This window comes from Pseudomonas sp. 09C 129 (assembly GCF_002843625.1).
Taxonomy (GTDB): domain Bacteria; phylum Pseudomonadota; class Gammaproteobacteria; order Pseudomonadales; family Pseudomonadaceae; genus Aquipseudomonas; species Aquipseudomonas chlororaphis.
In genome coordinates, this window is the sequence record NZ_CP025261.1 from 5,351,847 (window position 1) to 5,376,511 (window position 24,665).

19 protein-coding genes are annotated in these 24,665 nt (G+C 61.1%); 5 read left to right on the forward strand and 14 right to left on the reverse strand.

Annotated features, from left to right (window positions below; genetic code table 11):
* Nucleotides 1-186: 186 nt before the first annotated feature.
* The 8 genes from rpsA to mtnA form a co-directional block, all read right to left on the reverse strand.
* A complete protein-coding gene (rpsA, locus tag CXQ81_RS23735) occupies nt 187-1,881 on the reverse strand; it encodes a 30S ribosomal protein S1 (protein ID WP_007931318.1) in 1,695 nt (564 codons plus the stop codon).
* 121 nt (nt 1,882-2,002) lie between these two features.
* Nucleotides 2,003-2,692, reverse strand: coding sequence for a (d)CMP kinase (gene cmk, locus CXQ81_RS23740; RefSeq protein ID WP_101338740.1), 690 nt, complete (start codon nt 2,690-2,692; stop codon nt 2,003-2,005).
* On the reverse strand, nt 2,689-4,896 hold the full coding sequence (locus CXQ81_RS23745; protein ID WP_101338741.1) for a bifunctional prephenate dehydrogenase/3-phosphoshikimate 1-carboxyvinyltransferase: 2,208 nt from the start codon (nt 4,894-4,896) through the stop codon (nt 2,689-2,691). The genes cmk and CXQ81_RS23745 overlap by 4 nt, the downstream gene beginning before the upstream one ends.
* 28 nt (nt 4,897-4,924) lie before the next feature.
* Nucleotides 4,925-6,037 (reverse strand): histidinol-phosphate transaminase, encoded by a 1,113-nt coding sequence (gene hisC / locus CXQ81_RS23750; protein ID WP_101338742.1) that lies wholly within the window; start codon nt 6,035-6,037, stop codon nt 4,925-4,927.
* A 10-nt stretch (nt 6,038-6,047) separates the two neighbouring features.
* A complete protein-coding gene (pheA, locus tag CXQ81_RS23755; protein WP_009045010.1) occupies nt 6,048-7,142 on the reverse strand; it encodes a prephenate dehydratase in 1,095 nt (364 codons plus the stop codon).
* Complete coding sequence (gene serC / locus CXQ81_RS23760) at nt 7,142-8,227, reverse strand: 3-phosphoserine/phosphohydroxythreonine transaminase (protein ID WP_025805551.1); 1,086 nt, start codon at nt 8,225-8,227, stop codon at nt 7,142-7,144. Before serC ends, pheA begins: the two co-directional genes overlap by 1 nt.
* Before the next feature lie 64 nt (nt 8,228-8,291).
* On the reverse strand, nt 8,292-10,961 hold the full coding sequence (gyrA, locus tag CXQ81_RS23765; protein WP_101338743.1) for a DNA gyrase subunit A: 2,670 nt from the start codon (nt 10,959-10,961) through the stop codon (nt 8,292-8,294).
* A 355-nt stretch (nt 10,962-11,316) separates the two neighbouring features.
* On the reverse strand, nt 11,317-12,393 hold the full coding sequence (gene mtnA, locus CXQ81_RS23770; protein WP_101338744.1) for an S-methyl-5-thioribose-1-phosphate isomerase: 1,077 nt from the start codon (nt 12,391-12,393) through the stop codon (nt 11,317-11,319).
* A gap of 108 nt (nt 12,394-12,501) precedes the next feature.
* Here mtnA and CXQ81_RS23775 point away from each other — a divergent pair, with 108 nt between their 5' ends.
* The 5 genes from CXQ81_RS23775 to CXQ81_RS23795 all read left to right on the forward strand — a co-directional run bounded on the left by CXQ81_RS23775 (nt 12,502) and on the right by CXQ81_RS23795 (nt 17,343).
* Entirely contained in the window at nt 12,502-13,833 is a 1,332-nt protein-coding gene (locus tag CXQ81_RS23775; RefSeq protein WP_087092376.1) for a TRZ/ATZ family hydrolase, read from the forward strand.
* 63 nt (nt 13,834-13,896) lie between these two features.
* Nucleotides 13,897-14,595: a bifunctional 2-polyprenyl-6-hydroxyphenol methylase/3-demethylubiquinol 3-O-methyltransferase UbiG gene (ubiG, locus tag CXQ81_RS23780; RefSeq protein ID WP_007932212.1), complete on the forward strand. Its 699-nt coding sequence runs from the start codon at nt 13,897-13,899 to the stop codon at nt 14,593-14,595.
* A 4-nt stretch (nt 14,596-14,599) separates the two neighbouring features.
* Nucleotides 14,600-15,271 (forward strand): N-acetylmuramic acid 6-phosphate phosphatase MupP, encoded by a 672-nt coding sequence (gene mupP, locus CXQ81_RS23785; protein WP_101338745.1) that lies wholly within the window; start codon nt 14,600-14,602, stop codon nt 15,269-15,271.
* A 38-nt stretch (nt 15,272-15,309) separates the two neighbouring features.
* The gene (locus CXQ81_RS23790; RefSeq protein ID WP_101338746.1) at nt 15,310-16,050 is read left to right on the forward strand and encodes a YciK family oxidoreductase; all 741 of its coding nucleotides are present in this window, start codon (nt 15,310-15,312) and stop codon (nt 16,048-16,050) included.
* Nucleotides 16,051-16,416: 366 nt separating this feature from the next.
* Nucleotides 16,417-17,343: a GGDEF domain-containing protein gene (locus tag CXQ81_RS23795; protein ID WP_053262197.1), complete on the forward strand. Its 927-nt coding sequence runs from the start codon at nt 16,417-16,419 to the stop codon at nt 17,341-17,343.
* Nucleotides 17,344-17,380: 37 nt separating this feature from the next.
* On the opposite strand, the gene CXQ81_RS23800 is transcribed toward CXQ81_RS23795, so the two are convergent.
* From CXQ81_RS23800 to CXQ81_RS23825, 6 genes are all read right to left on the reverse strand, one after another.
* Nucleotides 17,381-18,133 carry a TenA family transcriptional regulator gene (locus CXQ81_RS23800; RefSeq protein WP_219734992.1) on the reverse strand — a complete coding sequence of 251 codons (753 nt, stop codon included), beginning with the start codon at nt 18,131-18,133 and terminating at the stop codon, nt 17,381-17,383.
* 78 nt (nt 18,134-18,211) lie between these two features.
* Nucleotides 18,212-20,671: an EAL domain-containing protein gene (locus tag CXQ81_RS23805; protein ID WP_007932218.1), complete on the reverse strand. Its 2,460-nt coding sequence runs from the start codon at nt 20,669-20,671 to the stop codon at nt 18,212-18,214.
* Nucleotides 20,672-20,875: 204 nt separating this feature from the next.
* Nucleotides 20,876-22,690, reverse strand: coding sequence for an ABC transporter ATP-binding protein (locus tag CXQ81_RS23810; RefSeq protein ID WP_101338747.1), 1,815 nt, complete (start codon nt 22,688-22,690; stop codon nt 20,876-20,878).
* Nucleotides 22,683-23,285 (reverse strand): DsbA family protein, encoded by a 603-nt coding sequence (locus CXQ81_RS23815; RefSeq protein WP_172963034.1) that lies wholly within the window; start codon nt 23,283-23,285, stop codon nt 22,683-22,685. The genes CXQ81_RS23810 and CXQ81_RS23815 overlap by 8 nt, the downstream gene beginning before the upstream one ends.
* A gap of 36 nt (nt 23,286-23,321) precedes the next feature.
* Complete coding sequence (locus CXQ81_RS23820) at nt 23,322-24,263, reverse strand: rhodanese-related sulfurtransferase (RefSeq protein WP_007932227.1); 942 nt, start codon at nt 24,261-24,263, stop codon at nt 23,322-23,324.
* Nucleotides 24,264-24,364: 101 nt separating this feature from the next.
* Complete coding sequence (locus tag CXQ81_RS23825; protein WP_101338748.1) at nt 24,365-24,664, reverse strand: BolA family transcriptional regulator; 300 nt, start codon at nt 24,662-24,664, stop codon at nt 24,365-24,367.
* Nucleotide 24,665: the final 1 nt, after the last annotated feature.

A 24,665-nucleotide genomic window follows, 5' to 3' on the forward strand; every position in this document is an offset into this window, starting at 1 on the left:
GGCAATCGCCCCACCATCATTCAGCTCAAACACGCATAGCCCTGAATAGGTTATTGATCCTCTTAAGAAAATAGACACCCAAATGACTCTATTGGTTTCCCCCCTCGACAGACGCAAGCCAGAACCCAAATCGCAGACACAAAAAAGGGCGACCGAAGTCGCCCTTTTTCTATGGTCTGACAGAACTTAGTTCTGCTTTTCCATCTGTGCACGCAGCAGGTCGCCCAGAGTGGTAGGACCAGCAGCGATATCCGAAGCAGCTGGCTTGTCGCGCAGGCTCTGGATAGCTTCTTTCTCGTCTTCAACGTCTTTCGACTTGATCGAGAGCTGGATTACACGGCTCTTACGGTCAACGCTGATGATCTTGGCTTCAACTTCTTCGCCTTCTTTCAGGACGTTACGAGCATCTTCGATGCGATCACGGCTGATTTCGGAGGCTTTCAGAGTCGCTTCGATATCGTTGGCCAGGGTAATGATGGCGCCTTTGGCGTCAACTTCTTTTACAACACCCTTAACGATTGCACCCTTGTCGTTCTCTTGAACGTACTCGGAGAACGGATCGCTTTCCAGCTGCTTGATACCCAGGGAGATGCGCTCACGCTCTGGGTCAACCGACAGGATAACGGTGTCCAGCTCGTCGCCCTTCTTGAAGCGGCGTACGGCTTCTTCGCCCACTTCGTTCCAAGAGATGTCGGACAGGTGAACCAGACCGTCGATGCCACCGTCCAGACCAATGAAGATACCAAAATCGGTGATCGACTTGATGGTGCCGGAGATTTTGTCGCCCTTGTTGAACTGGCCAGAGAAATCTTCCCATGGGTTAGATTTGCACTGCTTGATGCCCAGAGAGATACGACGACGCTCTTCGTCGATGTCCAGAACCATAACTTCCACTTCGTCGCCGACTTGTACGACTTTCGAAGGATGGATGTTCTTGTTGGTCCAGTCCATTTCCGAAACGTGCACCAGACCTTCAACACCTTCTTCCAGCTCGGCGAAGCAGCCGTAGTCGGTCAGGTTGGTTACACGAGCGGTAACGCGAGTGCTTTCTGGGTAACGGGCTTTGATAGCAACCCATGGATCTTCGCCCAGCTGCTTCAGGCCCAGGGAAACACGATTGCGCTCGCGATCGTATTTCAGAACCTTGACATCGATCTCGTCGCCAACGTTGACGATTTCGGAAGGATGCTTGATGCGCTTCCAAGCCATGTCGGTAATGTGCAGCAGGCCATCGACGCCACCCAGATCGACGAATGCGCCGTAATCGGTGAGGTTTTTGACGATACCTTTGACTTGCTGACCTTCCTGCAGGGATTCCAGCAGAGCTTCACGCTCAGCGGAGTTCTCGGCTTCGAGGACGCTACGGCGGGAAACGACAACGTTGTTGCGCTTCTGGTCGAGTTTGATGACTTTAAACTCGAGCTCTTTGCCTTCCAGGTGCGTAGTGTCGCGCACTGGACGGACGTCAACCAGAGAACCTGGCAGGAACGCACGGATGCCGTTAACGTCGACAGTGAAGCCGCCTTTAACCTTACCGTTGATAACGCCCTTGACCACTTCTTCGGCTGCGAAGGCTGCTTCCAGAACGATCCAGCATTCAGCGCGCTTGGCTTTTTCACGGGACAGCTTGGTTTCACCAAAGCCGTCTTCAACCGAATCCAGAGCAACGTGAACTTCATCACCAACATTGATGGACAGTTCGCCAGCATCGTTGTAGAACTGCTCAAGCGGGATCAGCGCTTCAGACTTCAGACCAGCGTGAACGGTTACCCAACGCGCTTGGTAGTCGATGTCGACGATAACACCGGTGATGATGGAGCCTGCCTGAAGGTTCAGGGTTTTTAGGCTTTCTTCAAAGAGTTCCGCAAAGCTTTCGCTCATTTTAATTCCTGTTGATAAGGGCGAAGAATACGCCCATCTGCCACATCCCAGACAATGTGGGTTACGTTCATATAAAAGAAGGACCGCAGGACTATGACTGGTCCCCTGCGCTCCTCCTTGGTCACCCGGCGATATCGCGAATGGCGATTTCGCTCAAGATGCGTTCCAGCACCTGCTCGATGGACAACTCCGTGGAGTCCAGCTGTATAGCGTCAACCGCCGGTTTGAGCGGGGCGACTGCTCGCTGGGTGTCGCGCTCATCGCGCGCACGAATCTCATCTAGCAGACTCGACAGACTAACACCATCGACTTTTCCCTTCAACTGCAAGTAGCGACGGCGCGCGCGCTCCTCGGCACTTGCGGTGAGGAATATCTTCAGGGGCGCATCGGGAAATACCACTGTCCCCATGTCGCGCCCATCGGCCACCAGCCCCGGCGGTTCCTGAAAAGCTCGCTGACGCTGCAACAGCGCGTCGCGCACGGCCGGCAGCGCCGCAACCTGGGAGGCCCAGGCGCCGACCTGCTCGTTGCGCAAGTCGTCGGTGACGTCATCACCTTCCAGAATGATGCGTTGCGGATGACCTTCGGTCGCTCCGACGAATTGCACATCCAGATGAGCCGCCAGCAGTTTCAGCGACTCCTCATTGGTCAGGTCGACACCATGATTGCGCGCGGCAAAAGCCAGCAACCGGTACAAGGCACCGGAATCCAGCAGGCACCAGCCTAGGCGCTTCGCCAGAATCCCGGCAACGGTGCCCTTGCCCGAGCCGCTTGGCCCATCGATGGTGATGACTGGCGCCTTGATGTTCACGACTGGGCCTCTTGCGCAACACGAATGCCGACCTGAGCGCACAACGCAAGGAAGTTCGGGAAGGACGTGGCAACGTTGGCGCAGTCATGGATGCGGATTGGCGCATTGGCACGCAATGAAGCCACGCTGAAAGCCATGGCGATACGGTGATCGCCATGCCCGTGCACTTCGCCGCCGCCAATCTGGCTGCCATCGATGATGATACCGTCCGGCGTCGGCTCGCACTTGACACCCAGGGCCAGCAAACCATCGGCCATCACCTGGATGCGGTCGGACTCCTTGACCCGCAACTCTTCGGCGCCACGCAGCACGGTACGCCCTTCGGCGCAGGCTGCGGCAACGAACAGCACCGGGAATTCGTCGATCGCCAGCGGGACCAGCTCTTCCGGAATCTCGATCCCCTTGAGCTTCGCCGCACGAACCCGCAGGTCCGCCACAGGCTCGCCGCCGACCTCACGCTGGTTTTCCAGGCTGATATCAGCCCCCATCAGGCGCAGGATATCGATTACCCCGGTACGAGTCGGGTTGATGCCAACATGCTCGAGCACCAGTTCGGAACCTTCGGCGATGGACGCAGCCACCAGGAAGAAGGCCGCCGAGGAGATATCCGCAGGTACTTCAATATGGGTCGCCTGCAGCTTGCCGCCGGACTCGACCGAAGCCGTGGCGCCGTCGACCGCTACCGGGTAACCGAAGCCGCGCAGCATGCGCTCGGTATGATCGCGGGTTGGCGCAGGCTCGGTCACAGTGGTCTTGCCTTCGGCGTACAGGCCAGCCAACAGCAGGCATGACTTAACCTGGGCACTGGCCATTGGCATGGTGTAAGTCAGGCCTTTGAGTTTGTGACCACCACGGATGGTCATCGGCGGACGCCCTTCCGCTGCGGTTTCAATGACTGCCCCCATCTCGCGCAGCGGATTGGCTACGCGATTCATCGGACGCTTGGACAGCGATGCATCGCCCGTCAGCACGCTATCGAAACTCTGCGCGGCCAGCAGGCCGGACAGCAGGCGCATCGAGGTGCCGGAGTTGCCCAGGTAGATCGGCCCCGGAGCCGGCTTCAAGCCATGCAGGCCGACGCCATGAATGGTCACGCGACCATGGTGCGGACCTTCGATCACCACTCCCATGTCACGGAAAGCCTGCAGCGTCGCCAGGGCGTCTTCGCCCTCGAGGAAGCCTTCGACTTCAGTAGTACCGTCAGCCAGGGAGCCGAGCATGATCGAACGGTGAGAAATCGACTTGTCGCCTGGTACACGAATCCGCCCAGTCAGGCGGCCACCAGGATTTGCCAGGAAAATCAGGTTATTGGAGTTCATAGCGTCCACATAGGCCCGACGGGCCAGGATTTTACTGAAATGCTCGCGAGCAACCCGGGCGCGAGTGAATACGCCCAACAACTGGTGCCCATCCCCTGCATCGACCGCGTCGCGCAAGGCGTCGAGGTCGTTGCGAAATGTATCGAGTGTGCGCAGGACAGCTTCGCGATTGGCGAGGAAGATGTCGTGCCACATGACCGGGTCACTACCGGCGATTCTCGTGAAATCACGGAAACCGCCCGCAGCGTAGCGGAAGATGTCCAGATTTTCACTGCGCTTGGCCAACGAATCGACCAGACCGAACGCCAGCAAGTGCGGCAGATGACTGGTCGCCGCCAGCACTTCATCGTGGCGCTCGACCTGCATATGCTCGACATCCGCCCCCAGCTCCCGCCAGAGTTTGTCGACCACCGCCAGCGCTGCCGGATCGGTCTGCTCCAGCGGCGTCAGGATCACTTTGTGGCGACGGAACAACTGGCCATTGGCGGCTTCCACCCCACTCTGTTCGGAACCGGCGATCGGATGCCCCGGGACGAAGCGCGGCGGCATGCCGCCAAAAGCCTCGGTCGCTGCTCGCACCACATTGCCCTTGGCGCTGCCGACATCGGTCAGGATCGCCTGCCCCAGATCCATGCCTGCCAGAATCGCCAGCAACTTTTCCATGGCCAGAATCGGCACCGCCAGCTGGATCACATCAGCGCCCCGGCACGCCAGCGCCAGGTCTTCTTCACAGCGATCCACCACACCCAACTCAACGGCCAGCTTGCGCGATTGCGGATCGAGATCGACACCGACCACTTCACGACATACGCCACTTTCACGCAGGCCCTTGGCAAAGGAACCGCCGATCAGTCCCAGACCGACCACCACCAGGCGACCGATCATAGGCACCGCAGGTTGCACTGGAATGACATCAACCACGAGCCAGAACCTTGGCCAAAGCCTCGAGGAAACGGGTGTTTTCAGCCGGCAGGCCAATGGTCACGCGCAGGTGATTCGGCATGCCGTAGTTGGCCACCGGACGCACGATCACCCCTTCACGCAACAAGCCCTGGAACACCGGTGCGGCAATCCGCCCGACATCCACCGCAATGAAGTTGCCCCTGGAAGCGATCCAGCTCAGGCCCAGTTCCCGGAAGCCGGATTCCAGCTGCTGCATGCCCGCCTCGTTCAAGCGACGGCTCTCGGCCAGGTAATCGGTATCCTCCAGCGCCGCACACGCCGCCGCCAGGGCCAGGCTGTTGACGTTGAAGGGCTGGCGGACGCGATTGAGCACATCGGCAACGGTCGGAGCCGACAAGCCATAACCCACGCGCAACGCAGCCAGGCCGTAGGCCTTGGAGAAGGTTCGCGAAACCAGCAGGTTCGGATAGGCCGCCAGGAAATCCAGGCCATCCGGCAGGTCGCTGCCTTCGGCGTATTCGATGTAAGCCTCGTCCAGCACCACCAGTACATGCGCCGGTACGTCCTGGAGGAAATCGTCCAGCGCCTCGGCGCTGAACCAGGTGCCGGTCGGATTGTTCGGGTTGGCGATAAAGACCACCCGGGTATCGGCATCGATGGCCTGCAGCATGGCCGGCAGGTCATGCCCCCAGTCTTTAGCCGGAACCACACGGGCTTCGGCCCCCACGGCCTGGGTAACGATCGGATAGACCGCAAAGGCGTGTTCGCTGAACACCGCATTCAGGCCAGGCGCCAGATAAGCGCGGGCGACCAGCTCCAGGATGTCGTTGGAACCATTGCCCAGAGTGACCTGCGCCAGCTCAACGCCACAGCGCTCGGCCAGCAGGGTCTTGAGCGCAAAGCCATTGCCATCCGGGTAACGGGTCAGCTCGGCCAGTTCTTCACGAATCGCCGCCAACGCCTTGGGACTGGCGCCCAGCGGGTTTTCGTTACTCGCCAGCTTGACGATTTTCGCCGGATCGATATCCAGCTCGCGTGCCAGTTCGTCCACGGGCTTGCCCGGAACGTAAGGCGAAAGTTGTTGCACGCCTGGCTGAGCCAGAGCGAGGAAGTCGCCACTCATTGTTAAAGCCTCAGAGAACCGCTTTCGGGTAGGAACCCAGCACCTTGAGTGCCACTGCTTCCTGACTGATCTTTTCCAGCACACCCTTGATCAATGGATCGCGATGGTGGCCGACGAAGTCGATAAAGAACACATAGGTCCACTTGCCGCTGCGCGAAGGCCGGGTTTCGATACGCGTCAGATCGATACCGTTGTCATGGAACGGCACCAGCAGCTCATGCAGAGCACCGGGCTTGTTGCTCATGGAAACGATGATCGAGGTCTTGTCGTCGCCGGTCGGCGGCACTTCCTGGTTGCCGATCATCAGGAAGCGCGTGGAATTGTCCGGGCGATCCTCGATTTTCTCGGCTAGACGGGTCAAGCCATACAGGCTCGCCGCCATATCGCCGGCAATGGCTGCCGAGTTCCACTCGCCCTTGACCCGCTTGGCCGCCTCGGCGTTGCTGGAAACCGCCACCCGCTCGACATTCGGATAATGGGCATCCAGCCACTTGCGGCACTGCGCCAGGGACTGGGCATGGGAGTAGATGCGGCTGATGCTGTCGGTCTTGGTGTTTTCACCAACCAGCAGATGATGGTGGATACGCAGCTCGACCTCGCCGCAGATCACCATGTCGTGCTCCAGGAAACTGTCGAGGGTGTGGTTGACCGCACCCTCGGTGGAGTTTTCCACAGGCACCACGCCAAAGTTCACCGCTCCCGCCGCCACCTCACGGAACACTTCGTCGATCGCCGCCATTGGCTTGCTGATCACCGCGTGACCGAAGTGCTTCATGGCCGCGGCCTGGGTGAAGGTACCTTCCGGACCGAGGTAAGCCACTTTCAGCGGCTGCTCGAGCGCCAGGCAGGACGACATGATTTCACGGAACAGCCGCGCCATCTCTTCGTTGCCCAACGGCCCTTGATTGCGCTCCATCACCCGCTTGAGCACCTGAGCTTCACGCTCAGGACGATAGAACACCGGCACTTCGCCTTCGGCCAGCGAGGCCATCTTTACTCGCGCGACTTCCTGGGCGCAGCGCGCGCGCTCACTGATCAGCTCCAGGACTTTCTCGTCCAGAGCGTCGATGCGCAGGCGAAGTGCCTTGAGTTCTTGCTCAGACATTAGCCGTGTTCCTTCTCGAACTCTGCCATGTAGGCCACCAGCGCGTTGACCGCATTGATGTCGACAGCGTTGTAAATGGAGGCGCGCATGCCGCCTACCGAACGGTGCCCCTTGAGGTTCAGCAGGCCGCGCGCGTCGGCGCCGGCCAGGAACGGCTTGTCCAGACGGTCATCGGCCAGGCGGAACGGCACGTTCATCCACGAGCGGTCCGACTTGTTGATCGGGTTGCTGTACAGGCCGCTGGCGTCGATGAAGTCGTACAGGGTGCGCTGTTTGACGTCATTGAGCTTGGCGATGGCTTCCACCCCACCCTGCTCCTTGAGCCACTCGAACACCAGACCGGACAGGTACCAGGCCAGAGTCGGCGGAGTGTTGTACATCGAGCCGTTGTCCGCCGCGACCTTGTAGTCGAGCATGGTCGGGCACAGCGCGCGCGCGCGACCCAGCAGGTCCTCGCGAACGATATTGACCAGGATGCCGCTCGGGCCGATGTTTTTCTGCGCGCCGGCATAGATCATGCCGAAACGGGAGATATCCACAGGGCGTGAGAGGATGTCGGAAGACATGTCGGCCACCAGCGGAACGTCGCCGGTTTCCGGGATCCACTGGAATTCCAGGCCGCCGATGGTTTCGTTCGGCGCGTAGTGCACGTAGGCCGCGTCTTTCGACAGCTGCCATTCGTTCTGGCCAGGGATGGCGAAGTAATCGTAAGGCTTGGCGGTGGCAGCCACATTGACATGGCCGTAGCGCGAGGCTTCTTCAATGGCTTTCTGCGACCAGATACCGGTGTCGATATAGTCGGCCGTGCCATTTTCCGGCAACAGGTTCAGAGGGATCTGAGCAAATTGCTGGCTGGCGCCGCCTTGCAGAAACAGCACTTTATAGTTCGAGGGGATATTCAGCAGATCACGCAGATCCTGCTCGGCCTTGGTGGCGATGGAGACGAACTCATCGCTGCGATGGCTCATCTCCATGACCGACAGGCCCTTGCCATGCCAATCCAGCAATTCGGCCTGGGCACGCAACAGGACAGCTTCAGGTAGCGCAGCGGGACCTGCGCAGAAGTTATAGGCTCGTTTGCTCACATCCACTCTCGCTATGCATTCACGGTAGCGGACAGAGCAAACACTCTGCCCTGCTACGATTTATTTAGTCTTGCGACTCTTCTTCGCCCGCGGCGTCAGCCTGCTGGCCTTCGACGGCATCATCCGCGTCGGTCGCCGTATCCAGCACGGCGCCCTCGAGCACCTCGCCATCCTCGTCTTCCAATTCGTCGCCTTCGACTTCCGACGGCTCCTGAACCCGCTCCAGGCCTACCAGCGTTTCGTCGCTGGCCAGCTTGATCAAGGTCACACCCTGGGTGTTACGGCCCAGGCTGGACACTTCATCGACCCGGGTGCGCACCAGGGTGCCCTGGTCGGAAATCAGCATGATTTCCTCGCCGTCGAGCACCTGGACCGCTCCGACCAGGCGGCCGTTACGTTCGTTGCTGACCATGGCGATAACGCCTTGACCGCCGCGCTTGTACTCAGGGAACTCGGTGATCGCCGTGCGCTTGCCATAACCACGCGCCGAAGCGGTGAGGATCTGGCTGCCTTCTTCCGGAATCAGCATGGAGATCAGCTTCTGCCCTTCCGGCAGACGCATGCCACGCACACCACGGGCGGTACGGCCCATGGCACGAACGTCGGACTCCTTGAAGCGAGTCACCTTGCCACCATCGGAGAACAGCATGACTTCGCGCTCGCCATCGGTGATCGCGGCGGAAATCAGCACATCGCCCTCATCCAGTTCCAGCGCGATCAGACCAACGCTGCGCTGACGGCTGAAGGATTCCAGCGGGGTCTTCTTCACGGTGCCGTTGGCGGTCGCCATGAAGATGTAGTGACCCTCGGTGTATTCCTCGACCGGCAGCATGGTGGTGATGTATTCACCGTCATCCAGCGGCAGCAGGTTGACCAGCGGACGACCGCGGGCGGCACGGGAAGCCTCGGGGATTTCGTAGGTTTTCAGCCAGTAGACCTTGCCCTTGCTGGAGAACAGCAACAGCGTGGTGTGACTGTTGGCCACCAGCAGGTGAGCGATGTAGTCCTCATCCTTGACGCCGGTTGCCGACTTGCCTTTGCCGCCACGACGCTGGGCCTGGTACGCGGCCAGCGGCTGGGTCTTGGCATAGCCGCCGTGGGAAATGGTCACGACGCGCTCTTCTTCCGGGATCATGTCGCCCAGGGTCAGGTCGAGACGGGCATCGAGGATCTCGGTGCGACGCACATCGCCGTATTCGGCGCGAATCACTTCCAGCTCTTCGCGGATCACTTCCATCAGGCGCGTGGCGCTGTTGAGGATGCGGATCAGCTCGCCGATCTGGTTGAGGATCTCCTGGTACTCGGCCAGCAGTTTTTCATGCTCGAGGCCGGTCAGGCGGTGCAGACGCAATTCCAGAATGGCTTGCGCCTGCTCTGGCGACAGGAAGTACTTGCCGTCGCGCAGACCGTATTGCGGATCGAGGTTCTCCGGACGGCAGGAATCCGCGCCGGCACGCTCGACCATGGTCATCACCGCGCTGGATTCCCAAGGCGTGCTGATCAGCGCTTCCTTGGCTTCCGACGGGGTCGGTGAGGCCTTGATCAGGGCGATGACCGGGTCGATGTTCGACAGGGCAACGGCCTGGCCTTCGAGAATGTGACCACGCTCACGAGCCTTGCGCAGTTCGAACACGGTGCGGCGGGTCACCACTTCACGACGGTGACGCACGAAGGCTTCCAGCAGGTCCTTCAGATTGAGGATCCGCGGACGACCGTCGATCAGCGCAACGATGTTGATACCGAACACGCTCTGCAGCTGGGTCTGGGCGTAGAGATTGTTGAGGATCACCTCCGGCACTTCGCCACGACGCAGCTCGATCACTACGCGCATACCGTCCTTGTCGGACTCGTCGCGCAGCTCGGTGATGCCTTCGAGCTTCTTCTCCTTGACCAGCTCGGCGATCTTCTCGATCAGACGCGCCTTGTTCAGTTGGTAAGGCAGCTCGGTGATGACGATCTGCTGGCGGCCACCGACCTTGTCGATGTCCTCGATGATCGAGCGGGCACGCATGTAAATGCGCCCGCGACCGGTACGGTAGGCTTCGATGATGCCTTCGCGACCATTGATGATCGCCGCGGTCGGGAAGTCCGGGCCCGGGATGTGCTGCATCAGCTCATCGACGGTCAGCTCCGGGTTGTCGATCAGGGCCAGGCAACCGTCGATGACTTCGCCGAGGTTGTGCGGCGGAATGTTGGTCGCCATGCCCACGGCAATACCGCTGGAACCGTTGACCAGCAGGTTGGGGATCTTGGTCGGCATGACCGCGGGGATCAGTTCGGTGCCGTCGTAGTTCGGCACCCAGTCCACGGTTTCCTTGTGCAGGTCGGCCAGCAGCTCGTGCGCCAGCTTGGTCATGCGCACTTCGGTGTATCGCATGGCCGCCGCGTTGTCGCCGTCGACCGAACCGAAGTTACCCTGGCCGTCTACCAGCAGGTAGCGCAGGGAGAATGGCTGGGCCATACGAACGATGGTGTCGTACACCGCGGTATCACCGTGCGGGTGATACTTACCGATCACGTCACCGACAACACGGGCAGATTTCTTGTACGGCTTGTTCCAGTCGTTACCGAGCTCGCTCATCGCGTACAGCACACGCCGGTGCACGGGCTTCAAGCCATCGCGCGCATCAGGCAGTGCCCGCCCGACGATTACGCTCATCGCGTAGTCGAGATAGGACTGTTTCAGCTCGTCTTCGATATTGACCGGGAGGATTTCTTTGGCCAGTTCGCCCATGAGAAGCCTGATTCCTTTTTCTGGTGAAACTTCGTCACATCCATATGGGACGAACGAAGCTCGCCGCTGCAGGCCTAGTGCCATGCACCGACTTACGACAAATCAACAAGTTATGCCATGGATTTGCGCAGTGAAGGCGGTCACTTCGGACCACCTTGGAAACCGCCGGATGTTATCACAATCGCCGCCACGCACCTATCCCCCTGATGCGCATGGAGCATAGTTAGTTGACCGGTGACAGGCTGATAAGAGACGAGAGAAGCTCAGAGGCTGATTTCGCGCGTAAATGCGGTTTTTTTCCCGGACTGACGACCACCCCACGGCAGCCGTCAGCGAAACCTTTTGCAAAACGATCTCAGTGCAAGCGCTTGCGGCACATCAATTGGGCCATTTTCGCGGTATCGGGACGCTCGACTATGCCTTTCTCGGTGACGATGGCGTCGATCAGGTCCGCCGGGGTGACGTCGAATACCGGGTTGTAGGCCTGCACATCCGCCCCTACCCGCTTGCCACCGACCTCGAGCAACTCCTTGCCATCACGCTCCTCGATCGGAATGTCTTCGCCACTGGCCAGGGCCATGTCGATGGTCGAACTCGGCGCGACCACCATGAAACGCACGCCGTGGTGCATTGCATTGACCGCCAGCTGATAGGTGCCGATCTTGTTCGCCACATCGCCATTGGCGGTAATGCGGTCGGCGCCAACGATCACCCAGGTCACGCCCTTGGTTTTCATGATGTGCGCGGCAGCGGAGTCGGCATTCAAGGTCACCGGGATGCCCTCGTTGGCCAGCTCCCAGGCAGTCAGCCGCGAGCCTTGCAGCCAAGGACGGGTTTCATTGGCATACACCCGCTCGACCATACCTTCGATAAAGGCCCCGCGAATCACCCCCAGGGCCGTTCCGAAGCCGCCGGTCGCCAGGGCGCCGGTGTTGCAGTGGGTCAGGATGGCCTGGGCATTGCCCTGATGCCGGCGAATCAGGTCGACACCCAACTGGGCCATGGTCAGGTTGGCTTCGCGGTCGCTTTCATGAATGGCCAGGGCTTCCGCCTCCAGCACCGCCAGCGGGTCGGCGTGGCCCTTGAGGCGCTCCAGGCGTTCACGCATGCGGTTCAGCGCCCAGAACAGGTTGACCGCGGTCGGACGCGAGTCGGCGAGCAGTGCGAAGTCTTCTTCCATCGCCGCCTGCCAGTCACCACCGACGGCAAAACGCGCGCGCGCCGCCAGGACCACGCCATAGGCTGCGCTGATACCGATCGCCGGCGCGCCACGCACCACCATTTCGCGAATGGCCTGCGCGACGGCAGCCGCGCTGGTGTAGGCAATCCAGCTTTCCTCGAAGGGCAAAATACGCTGATCGAGCAGATACAGGGCGTCATCCCGCCAATCGATGGCCTTCACCTTCTCCGCTGCCAACAGTCGATCGCGCATCCCTCACCCCGCACTCATGAACAAAAGCCGCCGATTATAGCGATCCCCCGGCGAAGACGCTCGGGTATACTTCGCCATCCTCCACAAACGCCCTGGAACCGATCTTCGATGCCGAACCCTGTCGTTGCGCTCGACCTACTCCTGTTGCCGACCTGGCTGGTGCCTGTTGAACCGGCCGGCGTGGTGCTCAAGGAGCACGGCCTGGGTATCCGCGACGGCCGCATCGTGTTCATCGGCCCGCGCGCCGCGGCCTTGAAGCTGCAGGCTGCCGAGGTCCGCGAGTTGCCGGGCATGCTGCTCAGCCCTGGTCTGATCAACGCCCACGGCCATGCGGCGATGACCCTGTTCCGCGGCCTGGCCGACGATCTGCCATTGATGACCTGGCTGGAGAACCACATCTGGCCCGCCGAAGCCAAATGGGTCGATGAAGCCTTCGTCCGCGACGGTACCGACCTGGCCATCGCCGAACAGCTCAAAGGCGGCATCAGCTGCTTTTCCGACATGTACTTCTTTCCGAAGGTTGCCAGCGAGCGCGTGCACAACAGCGGCATTCGGGCGCAGATTGCAATTCCAGTCCTCGACTTTCCGATTCCGGGCGCCCACAGCGCCGACGAGGCCATCCGCCAGGGCGTCGAGCTATTCAGCGACCTCAAGCATCATCCGCGCATCAAGATCACCTTCGGTCCCCACGCGCCCTACACGGTCGGCGACGAAAACCTGGAGAAGATCCGGATCATTGCCGAAGAGCTCGATGCCTCCATTCATATGCACGTCCATGAAACCGCCTTCGAGGTGGAACAGGCCGTCGCCCGGCACGGCGAGCGGCCCCTGGCCCGCCTGGCGCGACTGGGACTGCTCGGGCCGCGCTTCCAGGCCGTACACATGACCCAAATCAGCGATGACGACCTGGCTTTGCTGGTAGAAACCAATAGCAATGTCATTCATTGCCCGGAGTCGAACCTGAAACTGGCCAGCGGCTTCTGCCCGGTGGAACGGCTGTGGCAGGCTGGCGTCAATGTTGCAGTAGGCACCGACGGGGCCGCCAGCAACAACGACCTGGACCTGCTCGGCGAAATCCGCACCGCCGCACTGCTGGCCAAGGCCGTGGCAGGCTCGGCCACCGCCCTGAATGCCCACCAGGCGCTGCGCATGGCCACCCTCAACGGCGCGCGGGCCCTGGGCCTGGAGAGCGAGATCGGCTCGCTGGAACTCGGCAAGGCCGCGGACCTGGTGGCATTCGACCTGTCCGGCCTGGCACAGCAACCGATCTATGACCCGGTTTCGCAGCTTATATATGCCACCGGCCGCGATTGCGTGAAACACCTTTGGGTCGCCGGCAAGCAATTGCTCGACGACCGGCGCCTGACGCGCCTGGACGAACAACAGCTGCACGCCACGGCGACAGCCTGGGGCCGGCGTATCAGCGGCCATACCGAATAGCAGGAACCCTCGAGCCCGGCTCGAGACCGACAGCCAGAATTTTCCAGATTCAGAGGATTACCCATGAGTAACGTCGACCACGCCGAAATCGCCAAATTCGAAGCCCTCGCCCATCGCTGGTGGGACCGCGAGAGCGAATTCAAACCGCTGCACGATATCAACCCGCTGCGGGTCAACTGGATTGACGAGCGCGTCAACCTGGCCGGCAAGAAAGTCCTCGACGTCGGTTGCGGCGGCGGCATCCTCAGCGAAGCCATGGCCCAGCGCGGCGCCACGGTAACCGGCATCGACATGGGCGAGGCCCCGCTGGCGGTGGCACAACTGCATCAACTGGAGTCCGGGGTGAACGTCGAGTATCGGCAGATCACCGCCGAAGCCCTGGCCGAGGAAATGCCCGAGCAGTTCGACGTCGTCACCTGCCTGGAAATGCTCGAGCACGTACCAGACCCGTCCTCGGTGATCCGCGCGTGCTTTCGCATGGTCAAGCCCGGTGGCCAGGTGTTCTTCTCCACCATCAACCGCAATCCGAAGGCCTATCTGTTCGCCATCATCGGCGCCGAATACATCATGAAGCTGCTGCCGCGCGGCACCCATGACTTCAAGAAATTCATCCGGCCTTCCGAACTGGGTGCCTGGAGCCGCGATGCCGGCCTGACCGTCAAGGACATCATCGGCCTGACCTACAACCCGCTGACCAAGCACTACAAGCTGGCCGCCGACGTCGACGTCAACTACATGATCCAGACCCTGCGGGAGGAATAAGCCCATGCGTATCAGAGCAGTTCTTTTCGACATGGACGGCACCCTGCTCGACACCGCGCCGGACTTCATCGCCATCTGCCAGGCCATGCGCGCCGACCGCGGCCTGGCGCCGATCGCAGACAAACATATCCGTGACGAAATCTCCGGTGGCGCCCGGGCGATGGTCGCCGTGACCTTCTCGACGGACCCGGAATCCCCGGGGTTCGAGGAGCTGCGCCTGGAGTTTCTGGAGCGTTACCTCAAGCATTGCGCGGTGCACAGCAAACTGTTCGACGGCATGGCCGAGCTGCTGGCCGATATCGAGAAGGCCAATCTGCTCTGGGGCGTGGTCACCAACAAGCCGGTGCGCTTTGCCGAGCCGATCATGCAGCAGCTGGGCCTGGCGGAACGTTCCGCCCTGCTGATCTGCCCGGATCACGTAAAGAACAGCAAGCCCGATCCGGAGCCGTTGATCCTGGCGTGCAAGATGCTCGACCTCGACCCGGCCAGCGTACTGTTCGTCGGCGACGACCTGCGTGACATCGAATCGGGCCGCGACGCAGGCACCAGGACCGCCGCCGTGACCTACGGTTACATCCATCCGGACGACAATCCCAAGCATTGGGGCGCCGACGTGGTGGTCGACCATCCGCTGGAACTGCGCCAGGTCCTGGACCAGGCGCTGTGCAGCTGCTGATCGGCCCAGGCTTTCGCTTCTGATTTCCCGAGGTTTTTATGTTTGATTACTCCGCCCGCCCCGAACTGCTCAAGGATCGGGTCATCCTGGTCACCGGTGCCGGTCGCGGCATCGGCGCCGCTGCCGCCAAGACCTTCGCCGCCCACGGCGCTACCGTATTGCTGCTGGGCAAGACCGAAGCCAACCTGATCCAGATTTATGACGAGATCGAAGCCGCCGGCCACCCTCAGCCGGTGGTGATTCCGTTCAACCTGGAAACCGCCCTGCCGCACCAGTACGACGAGCTGGCCGCCATGGTCGAAGCCGAGTTCGGTCACCTCGATGGCCTGCTGCACAATGCCTCGATCATTGGTCCGCGCACGCCGTTGGAACAGCTGTCGGGCGAGAACTTCATGCGGGTGATGCAAGTCAACGTCAATGCCATGTTCATGCTGACCAGTACCCTGCTGCCGCTGCTCAAGCTGTCCCAGGACGCCTCGGTGGTGTTCACCTCCAGCAGCGTTGGCCGCAAGGGCCGTGCCTACTGGGGCGCCTATGGCGTTTCGAAGTTCGCCACCGAAGGCCTGATGCAAACCCTGGCCGACGAAGTCGACGGTGTCGCACCGGTGCGCGCCAACAGTGTCAATCCGGGCGCTACCCGCACCAGCATGCGCGCCCAGGCCTATCCAGGGGAAAACCCGAGCAACAACCCGGCCCCCGAGGAGATCATGCCGGTCTACCTGTACCTCATGGGTCCGGACAGTACCGGGATCAACGGCCAGGCATTCGACGCCCAGTAATCCGTTCTTTGGCCGCGGCGGAATATCGTCGCGGCACTCCTTTCCTGCCAGCCTTCCACCCCGTCATCGCCAGACAAATGCCACCCCGGGCCACGCCAAGCCTCGGCACGGTCAGCCAACCCGCTGAATTCAAAAGCATTTTACTCGGATGAAGCGAATGGCATGACTTTCGCTCTCATCTCCCTCAAATAGGCAGTGTATTGGCGAAACTCAGCGACGATCGAGTCGGGGCTTATAACGGCCCGTAAAGCGGATTAGACTGTGATCGCTTGTCCTACGGGACTGATGGAACAGTATGACGTGCAGCCATGAGCCGCTCTCACCCAGCCAGTAAGACTGCATTACGTGCCCAGGGGCTCACGCCATATGAAAATACCGACCCAGACCAACGCAATTGACTTCGATAGCGCCAAATTGCAACGCCTGGGCTTTGGCCAGCAGTCACCACTCCTGCAACGCCCGGTCAGCCTTGCCCAGTTGCGCCAGCAGCTGAGCCTGCAATTACAGACCAGCCTGGAGCCGCAACGCATTCTCGGCCTGTTCTTCCGCGAAACCCAACGCCTTGTGCCCCTGGATGCCCTGGTTTACCAGCACAAACCCAGCGACCTGCGCCTGGAGTTCGGCCAGCGCGGCCACCACTCCATCAGCTACAGCCTGAGCCATGAAGGCGAGACCATGGGCGAGCTGGTATTTCGGCGCAATCAGCGTTTCAGCGACCAGGAACAGGGCCATCTGGAATCCCTGCTGTCCACCCTGCTTTATCCGATGCGCAACGCTCTGCTCTATCGGGCCGCGACCCGTAGCGCCCTGCGCGACCCCTTGACCGATACCGGCAACCGGATCGCCATGGACCAGACGCTGCAACGGGAAATCGAAATGGCCCGCCGCCACCTGCACCCACTGTCGCTGCTGATGCTGGATATCGATCACTTCAAGAGAATCAACGACAGCCACGGCCACAGCGCCGGCGATGAAGTGCTCAAGGCTGTTGCCGCGGCCATCAAGGCGCAGTTGCGCAACGTCGACATGGTGTTTCGTTTTGGTGGCGAGGAGTTCCTGATCCTGCTGTCCAACACCGGACGCGATGCCGCCGCCATGGTGGGAGAACGGCTGCGCCAGGCGGCCCAGGCCAAGGATTACTGGGCGGATGGCAAGTTGATCGAACTGACGGTCAGCCTGGGTTGCTCGACCCTGCTGCCAGGGGAATCAGCCGAGAGCCTGCTGCGCCGTGCGGACAGCGCGCTGTATGTGGCCAAGCGCGAAGGCCGCAACCGCCTGGCGATGGCCGGCTGAGAGAATGGCTGGGGCCGCCTCCATCGGAGGCCGCCATTCAACCTTCGACCAGCGCCATCCGCTCACGGGCCGCCGGGGTCTTTTCCTGTTGCATACAACGCTCCAGGAACAGGTACATGTAGTCATAACTCTTGCAGATCGCCTGGCGCAGCTCGCCCTGCAAGGCTTTGCTCGGCTTCATGCCGGCCAGGGTACAGATGATTTCCAGCGCCTCCCAAGGATGCGCATCGTCGTACTGGGCATGCATTTTCAGCCACTTCATCGCCCGCTTGCGCTCTTCTTCGGGAAAGGCCGCCGCATACACGCCGGAGGAGCAGACCAGCGCCGACCACTCACCCGTGGCACCCTCGATTGCGTAGTTGGTCGCAGCGATCGCCACGATCAATGAGTCGGCGGAGCTGGTATGCCAGCACCAATGACTCAAAGCGTGCAGCTCCGGTGGAACCTGTTGCGCCTGCAGATCTTCCAGGCTCACGCCATGGGCGCGGCTCCAGTTCACCCAGTAATCGGCATGATTGAGCTCGACCCGAATATTGCGCATCAGCCAGCGCCGCGCCATGTCCTCACCGGGGTGACGGGCGAAGCGGGTCTTGGTCAGGTTCTGCGCCATGTACAGGGCGAACTGCTCGACAACCGGCCAGCCGCCGATCAGGTACTGGCGCATGGTTTTGTTGCTGAGCTTGTTGTCGCGCATGCGCTGGTACAGTTCGTGGTCGACCACGCGGCGCTTGCTCTCGCTGCAATCCTGGATCAGCTGCTGGGCCCAGGCCGGATAGCTTGCAGCGTCCATGAGCGGACCGGTTCTGTTGAATGCGTCGATCACTGTCGGGGCTCCTTTTGATGGTGATGGTACGGATCAGCGAGAGATTCAACGGAACGTGCCAGGAGCCTTGAACAACAGAGGCTGTGGTCGCGAAGGCCGGCACTGCAGACTGTCGCAGGTGAAGAGTTGCGGGCGCTCGATCAGGTAGCCCTGAGCGTAATCCACGCCAATCTCCAACAATGCCTGCTCAATCTGCGGTGTTTCGACAAACTCGGCAATCGTGCGTTTGCCCATCACATGACCGATATGGTTGATCACCTCGACCATCGCACGATTGATCGGGTCGTCCAGCATATCTTTTACGAAACTTCCATCGATCTTGAGGAAGTCTACAGGCAAATGTTTGAGATAAGCGAATGACGACATTCCCGCACAAAAGTCATCCAACGAAAAGTGACAGCCCAAGCCCTTGAGCTCGTTGATAAATCGAATCGCACTGCCGAGATTGGAGATAGCGCTGGTCTCGGTGATTTCAAAACAAATCAGGTCCGGTGGCACACCGTGGACGATGAACTGCTCGCGCAGGAAGTCCAGGAAAGCCTCGTCACCGATGGTCGCGCCCGACAGGTTGATCGCACACATCGCCAAGGGCCCTTCGCGCTCCTCGCGGATGCATTCGGCGATGATCTTGAACACATTCTCCACCACCCAACGGTCAAGGGAGGTCATCAGGCCGTAACGCTCGGCGGCCGGAATGAAGCTGTCGGGCAGGATCATCCGCCCGGCCTCGTCGTGCAGGCGCAGCAGAATCTCGATATGCCCGCCGAGCCGGTCCACATGACCCAGAGCGGCTATTTCCTGGGCATAAAGACAGAAGCGGTTTTCCTCCAGGGCCATATGCAGACGCTGTACCCAGGCCATTTCACCGAACCGCAGGGACAGCTCCGAGTCGTCCGCGTGATAGACCTGGACCCGGTTGCGCCCTTTCTCCTTGGCCATGTAGCACGCCATGTCCGCTGCCCGCAGTGATGCTTCGAGGGTGGTCGGGGTTTGCGCCACATGCACCAGGCCAATGCTGACCGTGGTGACGAAGGGCCGGCCCTTCCAGACAAAATGCAGGTTCTGCACCGTCTGGCGCAGGCCTTCGGCGATCTTTTCCGCCGCTTCCGGCGAGCAGTTCTCCAGCAGGATGCCGAACTCATCGCCCCCCAGGCGCGCCAGGGTATCGCCCTCGCGCAGGCCCGACTGGAGCAAGGCGCAGATATGCCGGAGCAACTCGTCCCCTGCCGCATGGCCGCAGGTATCGTTGACCAGCTTGAACTGGTCCAGGTCGAGGAACATCAGGGCGTGCCGCCCCGGTTGCCGGCTCAAGCTGTGCAATGCCTGCTCCAGGCGGTATTCGAACTCGCGACGGTTCGCCAGGCCAGTCAAGGCGTCGTGGGTCGCCTGCCAGGACAGATTGGCGATGTACTGGCGCTCCTGGGTCATGTCGTGCAGCACCAGCACCGTACCGCTGACCTTGCCGGCGTTCTGGATAGGCGCGCCGACCAGGGTCACCGACACCGTGCTGCCATCCAGGCGCTGGATCAGCTTCGAGTGCTCACTGCCGCCACTGAGCTGGCCGCTGAGGATGTGTTCGATCAGGGTGAAGCCATCGGTCTGGGCATTTTCATCGAGCAGATTGAACAAGGCCGCCAGCGGCAGCCCCATGGCCTGCTCGGCCTTCCAGTGGGTCATTTCCTCGGCGGCCGGGTTCATGTAGGCGATGGCGCCGTCCACGTCGGTGGTGATGACGCCGTCGCCAATGGATTGCAGGGTGATCTGCGCCCGTTCCTTTTCCAACTGCAGGGCGCTGGCAAATTCATGACGCTGGGCCAGCAGCTTATGGGTGCGCAGCAAGGCCAGGACAATCAGCCCCAGCGCGGTGGCCAGGTTGGTGATCAGCAACAGCCGCAGGATGACCCGCGAGCCCTCGCCTAAAGCATCGCTAAAGGCCTTGGCAGCGGGCGTCACGCCATCGTTGATGGCGAAAATCTGGTTCTTCCAGCGCTGGATATCGGCTTCGGAGGCCTGGTTGCTGGTAATGCTGCGGTGCATTTCATGGGCCACGCTGTCGAGCTGCACCAGATAACTGTCGCCCACGGTCCACAGGTCGATGGCTTTTTCCAGGTAGCTGAAATGGCGGAAGTTCAGATACAGCCAGATCACGCTGTCGCTGTCGTCAGGGTGGTTGCCACCCTTGAGAATCCCCGCCCGCGCGGCATTCAGGTCGGGCGGTTGCTGATCCAGCGCGACCCGCAGCTCATGCCCGCCCTGAGGCACGGCAATAGCATTCTGGTACTTCAGAAAGATCGATTCGTCGCGGCTGTCGGCGTAGAGATTGAGGTAGTAAATGGCGTCCTTCTGGCCCTTGGACCAAAGGCTCTCCCCGGCAACGTAACCACGTACCGCCGAAAGGACATATAAGCTGAGGCCACCCAACAGCGCTTGAAACAACACCACCGCAATAAATGGCCAGACGATGCCCAATAACCGTGGCGTTCCGAGAGTCCGCTTTTGCTTCATGAGGTCCCTTGCATAAGCACTGCCAGATGAACACCCGAGGAAATACCGCTCCTGACAGCACAGACTAGGCTAATTTCCGCCGCTTCGAGCGCACAGGCCGTGACGTTCGAGCACGCTGCCAGTCGAGACACGACAGGGCCGCGCCCCAGGAGGGTCATTTCCACCAGAGAATTCAAGCACTAAGCACAGAAAACCGGATAAAACTCAAGGTCGCTGGACTTGCTGCAAATGCCCGTAAAGCTTGGCGTAAAGGCCGCCGTCGGCAATTAGCTGCTGATGGTCGCCATCTTCGGCAATCTGTCCGCCATCGAACACCAGAACCCGATCCGCCTGTTTTACCGCGGACAGGCGGTGGGCAATGATCAGTGTGGTCCGACCGTGGAGGAAACGCGTCAGCGCCTGGTGCAGGTTGTACTCGGTGGCGGCGTCCAGCGCGGAAGTGGCTTCGTCGAGGATCACCACCTTGGGTTCGGCCAGGACCATCCGCGCGATGGCCAGGCGCTGGCGCTGGCCGCCAGACAGACGCACGCCGGAACGGCCGACCACACTGTCCAGGCCGTTGGCCAGGGCGCGGACCGTCGAGTCCAACTGGGCAATTTCCAATGCCCGCCAACAGGCTTCGTCGCTGCGCTCGCGGCCCATGGTCAGGTTGGCGCGGATGCTGTCGTTGAACAGCGCCGGATGCTGCAACACCACCGCCACGTTTTCCCGCAGGGTTTCCAGGCCGATTTCCTGCTGGGTCTTGCCGCCAAAACGAATGATGCCCGCCTGCGGTGTGTAGAGCCCCAGCAACAGCTGCACCAGGGTACTTTTGCCGCCGCCGCTAGCGCCGACGATCGCCACCTTCTCCCCCGGCTCGATCGACAGGTTCATTTGGTCCAGCACCAGCTCGTCGCCGTAGCCGAAACTCAGGCCGCTGACTTCGATACCCACGGTCTCGCGCCCCTGGAACGGGTCGACACCACCGGCATACTGCGGCTCGTCGGCCCGCGACAGCAGCTCATTGATGCGCGACAACGCGCCACCGGCGGCATAGTAGGCGTACTGCAGGTTCAGCAGTTGTTCCACCGGGCCGATCATGAACCACAGGTAGCTGAATACGGCCAGCATCTGGCCGATGGACAGATCGGAAAACAGCACGGTGAGCATGGCTGCCGCACGAAAGATATCGATACCGAACTGGAACAGCAGCCCACTGGCACGATTGGAGGCGTCGCTCTTCCATTGCGAGGCCACCGCGTAGTCCCGCACATCCTGGGCACGCCGGCCGAGACGGCCGAGGAAAAAGCCCTGGCGATTGCCGGCGCGGACTTCCTGGATCGCATCCAGGGTTTCGGTCAGGGCCTGGGTGAAACGCGAGGTGCTGTCGTTCTCGAGCTTTTTCAGGTGTTTGACCCGCTTGCCCAACTGCACCGTGGCGTAGATCACCAAGGGATTGAACAACAGGATCAGCAGCGCCAGCTGCCAATGCATCCACATCAGGATGCCCGCGGTGCCCACCAGCGTGAGCATGGCCACCAGAAAACGGCTGAGGGTTTCGCCGACAAACTTGTCGAGGGTGTCGAGGTCGGTGACCAGGTGAGTCGTCACCGTACCGCTGCCCAGGCTTTCATACTCGCCCAGGGAAATGCGCTTGAGGCGCTCGATCAACCGCAGGCGGATGCGATAGACAATGTCCTTGGCCAACCCGGCAAACAACCGCGCCTGCAGCACGTTGAACAGCAGCGCCGAGCAACGCAGCATCAGGGTGATCAACAACATCAGGCCGATGTAGCCGGCGGCGCTCTGCCAGCCCGCGGGCAAGGCGTGGTTCATCACCTTCAGCGCAGCATCGCCATGCCCCAGCAGTACTTCGTCCACCAACAGCGGCAGCAGCAACGGGATAGGCACGCTGCACAGCGTCGCCAGGACGGCCACGCCATTGGCGATCCACAGGGCTTTTTTATGCTGCAGTGCCAGCCGGCGGACTTGCGCCCAGCTCAGGCGATCGACGGGTTCCGGCGCTTGTGGATCACGCACAGGCGGCACGCTCCAGCCAGCGGCCGAGCAGTGGAGACAGCTCACTCAGGGGCTGGTAGCCATTGGTCAACAAGGCCAGCTGGCCATTGCGCTCGGCCAGCATCGTCGGGAAGCCGGCAATCCCCAGGTCCTGGACCCAGGTGAAATCGGCGGCGGTCGCGGCATGCTGCTCGGCGCGATCGAACGCCTCGGCGAACTCGATGCGCGGCACGCCCGCTTCCTCGGCCAGTTCCACCAGAACGCTGGCGCGAGTGACATCCCGGCCTTCGACGTAAAAAGCCCGCTGGATCAGGCGCAAGAGTTTCCAGGCGCAATCCGGCGCCAGGCTGCGCGCCGTGACGATGGCGCGGCACGCAGGCTCGGTGTCATAGACAAAACCGTCGGGCAAGGCGCCCTCGAACTTGAACGGCTGGCCGGTGGCCTCGGTGACCGCCTGCCAGTGTTCGAGGATATAGCGGCGGGTGGTCGGCTCCAGGGCCGAGCCACTGCCGGTCCGCAGGCCGCCCACCACCAGATGCAACTCGACGCCCGCGGCCCGCGCCTGCTCGACCAGGGCCTCGGCCACTGGAGCGAAGCCCCAGCACCACGAACACATCGGGTCCATCACATAGAGCAGGCGGGCAGACATGGCTCAGGCCTCGGAAGAAGATTGCTTGTAGTTGTAACCGATCGGGTGCGGCATGTTGCGAGCCTTGGCCAGTTCAATCTGCTTCTGCCGGTCGATGGCGCTGCGGCGGGTTTTCTCGCTCAGTGTGTCCCAGCAGTGCGGGCAACTGATACCCGGCACATAGTGCTCGCTGGCGCGATCCTCGACGCTTACCGGCGTGCGGCAGGCATGACATTGATCGTAGTCGCCTTCGCTGAGGTCGTGACGCACGGTCACCCGATTATCGAAGACGAAACAGTCGCCCTGCCATTTACTCTCTTGCTGCGGCACCTCTTCGAGGTACTTGAGGATACCGCCCTTGAGGTGGAAGACCTCGCCGAAGCCTTCGCTGAGCATGTAGCTCGAAGCTTTCTCGCAACGAATGCCGCCGGTGCAGAACATCGCGACTTTCTTGTGCTTGCTCGGGTCGAAGTTGGCTTTGATGTAGTCGGGGAATTCGCGAAAACTGGTGGTCTTCGGGTCGATGGCGCCTTCGAAGGTGCCGATCGAGACTTCATAGTCGTTGCGGGTGTCGATCAGCAGCACTTGCGGGTCGCTGATCAGCGCGTTCCAGTCCTGCGGTTCGACATAGGTGCCGACCTTCTTGTTCGGGTCGACGCCGGGTACGCCCAGGGTCACGATCTCTTTCTTGAGCTTGACCTTGGTGCGGTAGAACGGCTGCTCGTCGCAGTACGATTCCTTGTGATCAATGTCGACCATGCGCGGGTCGTTCTTGAGCCAGGCCAGCAGCCCGTCGATGCCTTCGCGGCTACCGGAAACGGTGCCGTTGATGCCTTCTTCGGCGATCAGCAGGGTGCCCTTGATGCCGTTGTCGAGCATCGCCTTGAGCAGCGGTTCGCGCAGGGCAACGTAATCTTCGAGGGTGACGAACTTATACAGTGCCGCCACGACAATCTGTTGTGTCATGGGTAATTCTCCAGGTGGCTACCCTCGCAAAGGGTGAACCGGATGCAAAAAAAACGCGCCGACTGAGCGGCGCGTTGCGGATTCTAGCAAAAAACCTGTGGTTAATGCTTGCTGCCGCCAGCGCAGGTCGGCGAGGCCGGGGCCACGCCGATCTTCGCCCATTCCTCTGGCGTGTAGGTATGCAGCGCCAACGCATGAAACTGGCCCATCAGCTCGCCCAGGGTCGCGTAGACCTTCTGGTGACGCTTGACGCTGTTGAGCCCGGCAAACTGCTCGCTGACCAGCACGGCCTTGAAATGGGTCTCCAGGCCGCGGCTGTGCATGAGGCTTTCATCCAGCACCTGCAAATGCTCTGGCTGCAATGCGCCCAGTGCCGATTCGATACGTTGTTGCATGGTCATT

What these genes read in the sequence shown, in the direction of transcription:
- rpsA (WP_007931318.1), bottom strand. Translation starts at nt 1,881, where the DNA reads ATGAGCGAAAGCTTTGCGGAACTCTTTGAAGAAAGCCTAAAAACCCTG.
- CXQ81_RS23745 (WP_101338741.1), bottom strand. Translation starts at nt 4,896, where the DNA reads ATGATCGGTCGCCTGGTGGTGGTCGGTCTGGGACTGATCGGCGGTTCC.
- hisC (WP_101338742.1), bottom strand. Translation starts at nt 6,037, where the DNA reads ATGAGTGGCGACTTCCTCGCTCTGGCTCAGCCAGGCGTGCAACAACTT.
- pheA (WP_009045010.1), bottom strand. Translation starts at nt 7,142, where the DNA reads ATGTCTGAGCAAGAACTCAAGGCACTTCGCCTGCGCATCGACGCTCTG.
- gyrA (WP_101338743.1), bottom strand. Translation starts at nt 10,961, where the DNA reads ATGGGCGAACTGGCCAAAGAAATCCTCCCGGTCAATATCGAAGACGAG.
- mtnA (WP_101338744.1), bottom strand. Translation starts at nt 12,393, where the DNA reads ATGCGCGATCGACTGTTGGCAGCGGAGAAGGTGAAGGCCATCGATTGG.
- CXQ81_RS23775 (WP_087092376.1), top strand. Translation starts at nt 12,502, where the DNA reads ATGCCGAACCCTGTCGTTGCGCTCGACCTACTCCTGTTGCCGACCTGG.
- ubiG (WP_007932212.1), top strand. Translation starts at nt 13,897, where the DNA reads ATGAGTAACGTCGACCACGCCGAAATCGCCAAATTCGAAGCCCTCGCC.
- mupP (WP_101338745.1), top strand. Translation starts at nt 14,600, where the DNA reads ATGCGTATCAGAGCAGTTCTTTTCGACATGGACGGCACCCTGCTCGAC.
- CXQ81_RS23790 (WP_101338746.1), top strand. Translation starts at nt 15,310, where the DNA reads ATGTTTGATTACTCCGCCCGCCCCGAACTGCTCAAGGATCGGGTCATC.
- CXQ81_RS23795 (WP_053262197.1), top strand. Translation starts at nt 16,417, where the DNA reads ATGAAAATACCGACCCAGACCAACGCAATTGACTTCGATAGCGCCAAA.
- CXQ81_RS23800 (WP_219734992.1), bottom strand. Translation starts at nt 18,133, where the DNA reads ATGGACGCTGCAAGCTATCCGGCCTGGGCCCAGCAGCTGATCCAGGAT.
- CXQ81_RS23805 (WP_007932218.1), bottom strand. Translation starts at nt 20,671, where the DNA reads ATGAAGCAAAAGCGGACTCTCGGAACGCCACGGTTATTGGGCATCGTC.
- CXQ81_RS23815 (WP_172963034.1), bottom strand. Translation starts at nt 23,285, where the DNA reads ATGTGTTCGTGGTGCTGGGGCTTCGCTCCAGTGGCCGAGGCCCTGGTC.
- CXQ81_RS23820 (WP_007932227.1), bottom strand. Translation starts at nt 24,263, where the DNA reads ATGACACAACAGATTGTCGTGGCGGCACTGTATAAGTTCGTCACCCTC.
- CXQ81_RS23825 (WP_101338748.1), bottom strand. Translation starts at nt 24,664, where the DNA reads ATGACCATGCAACAACGTATCGAATCGGCACTGGGCGCATTGCAGCCA.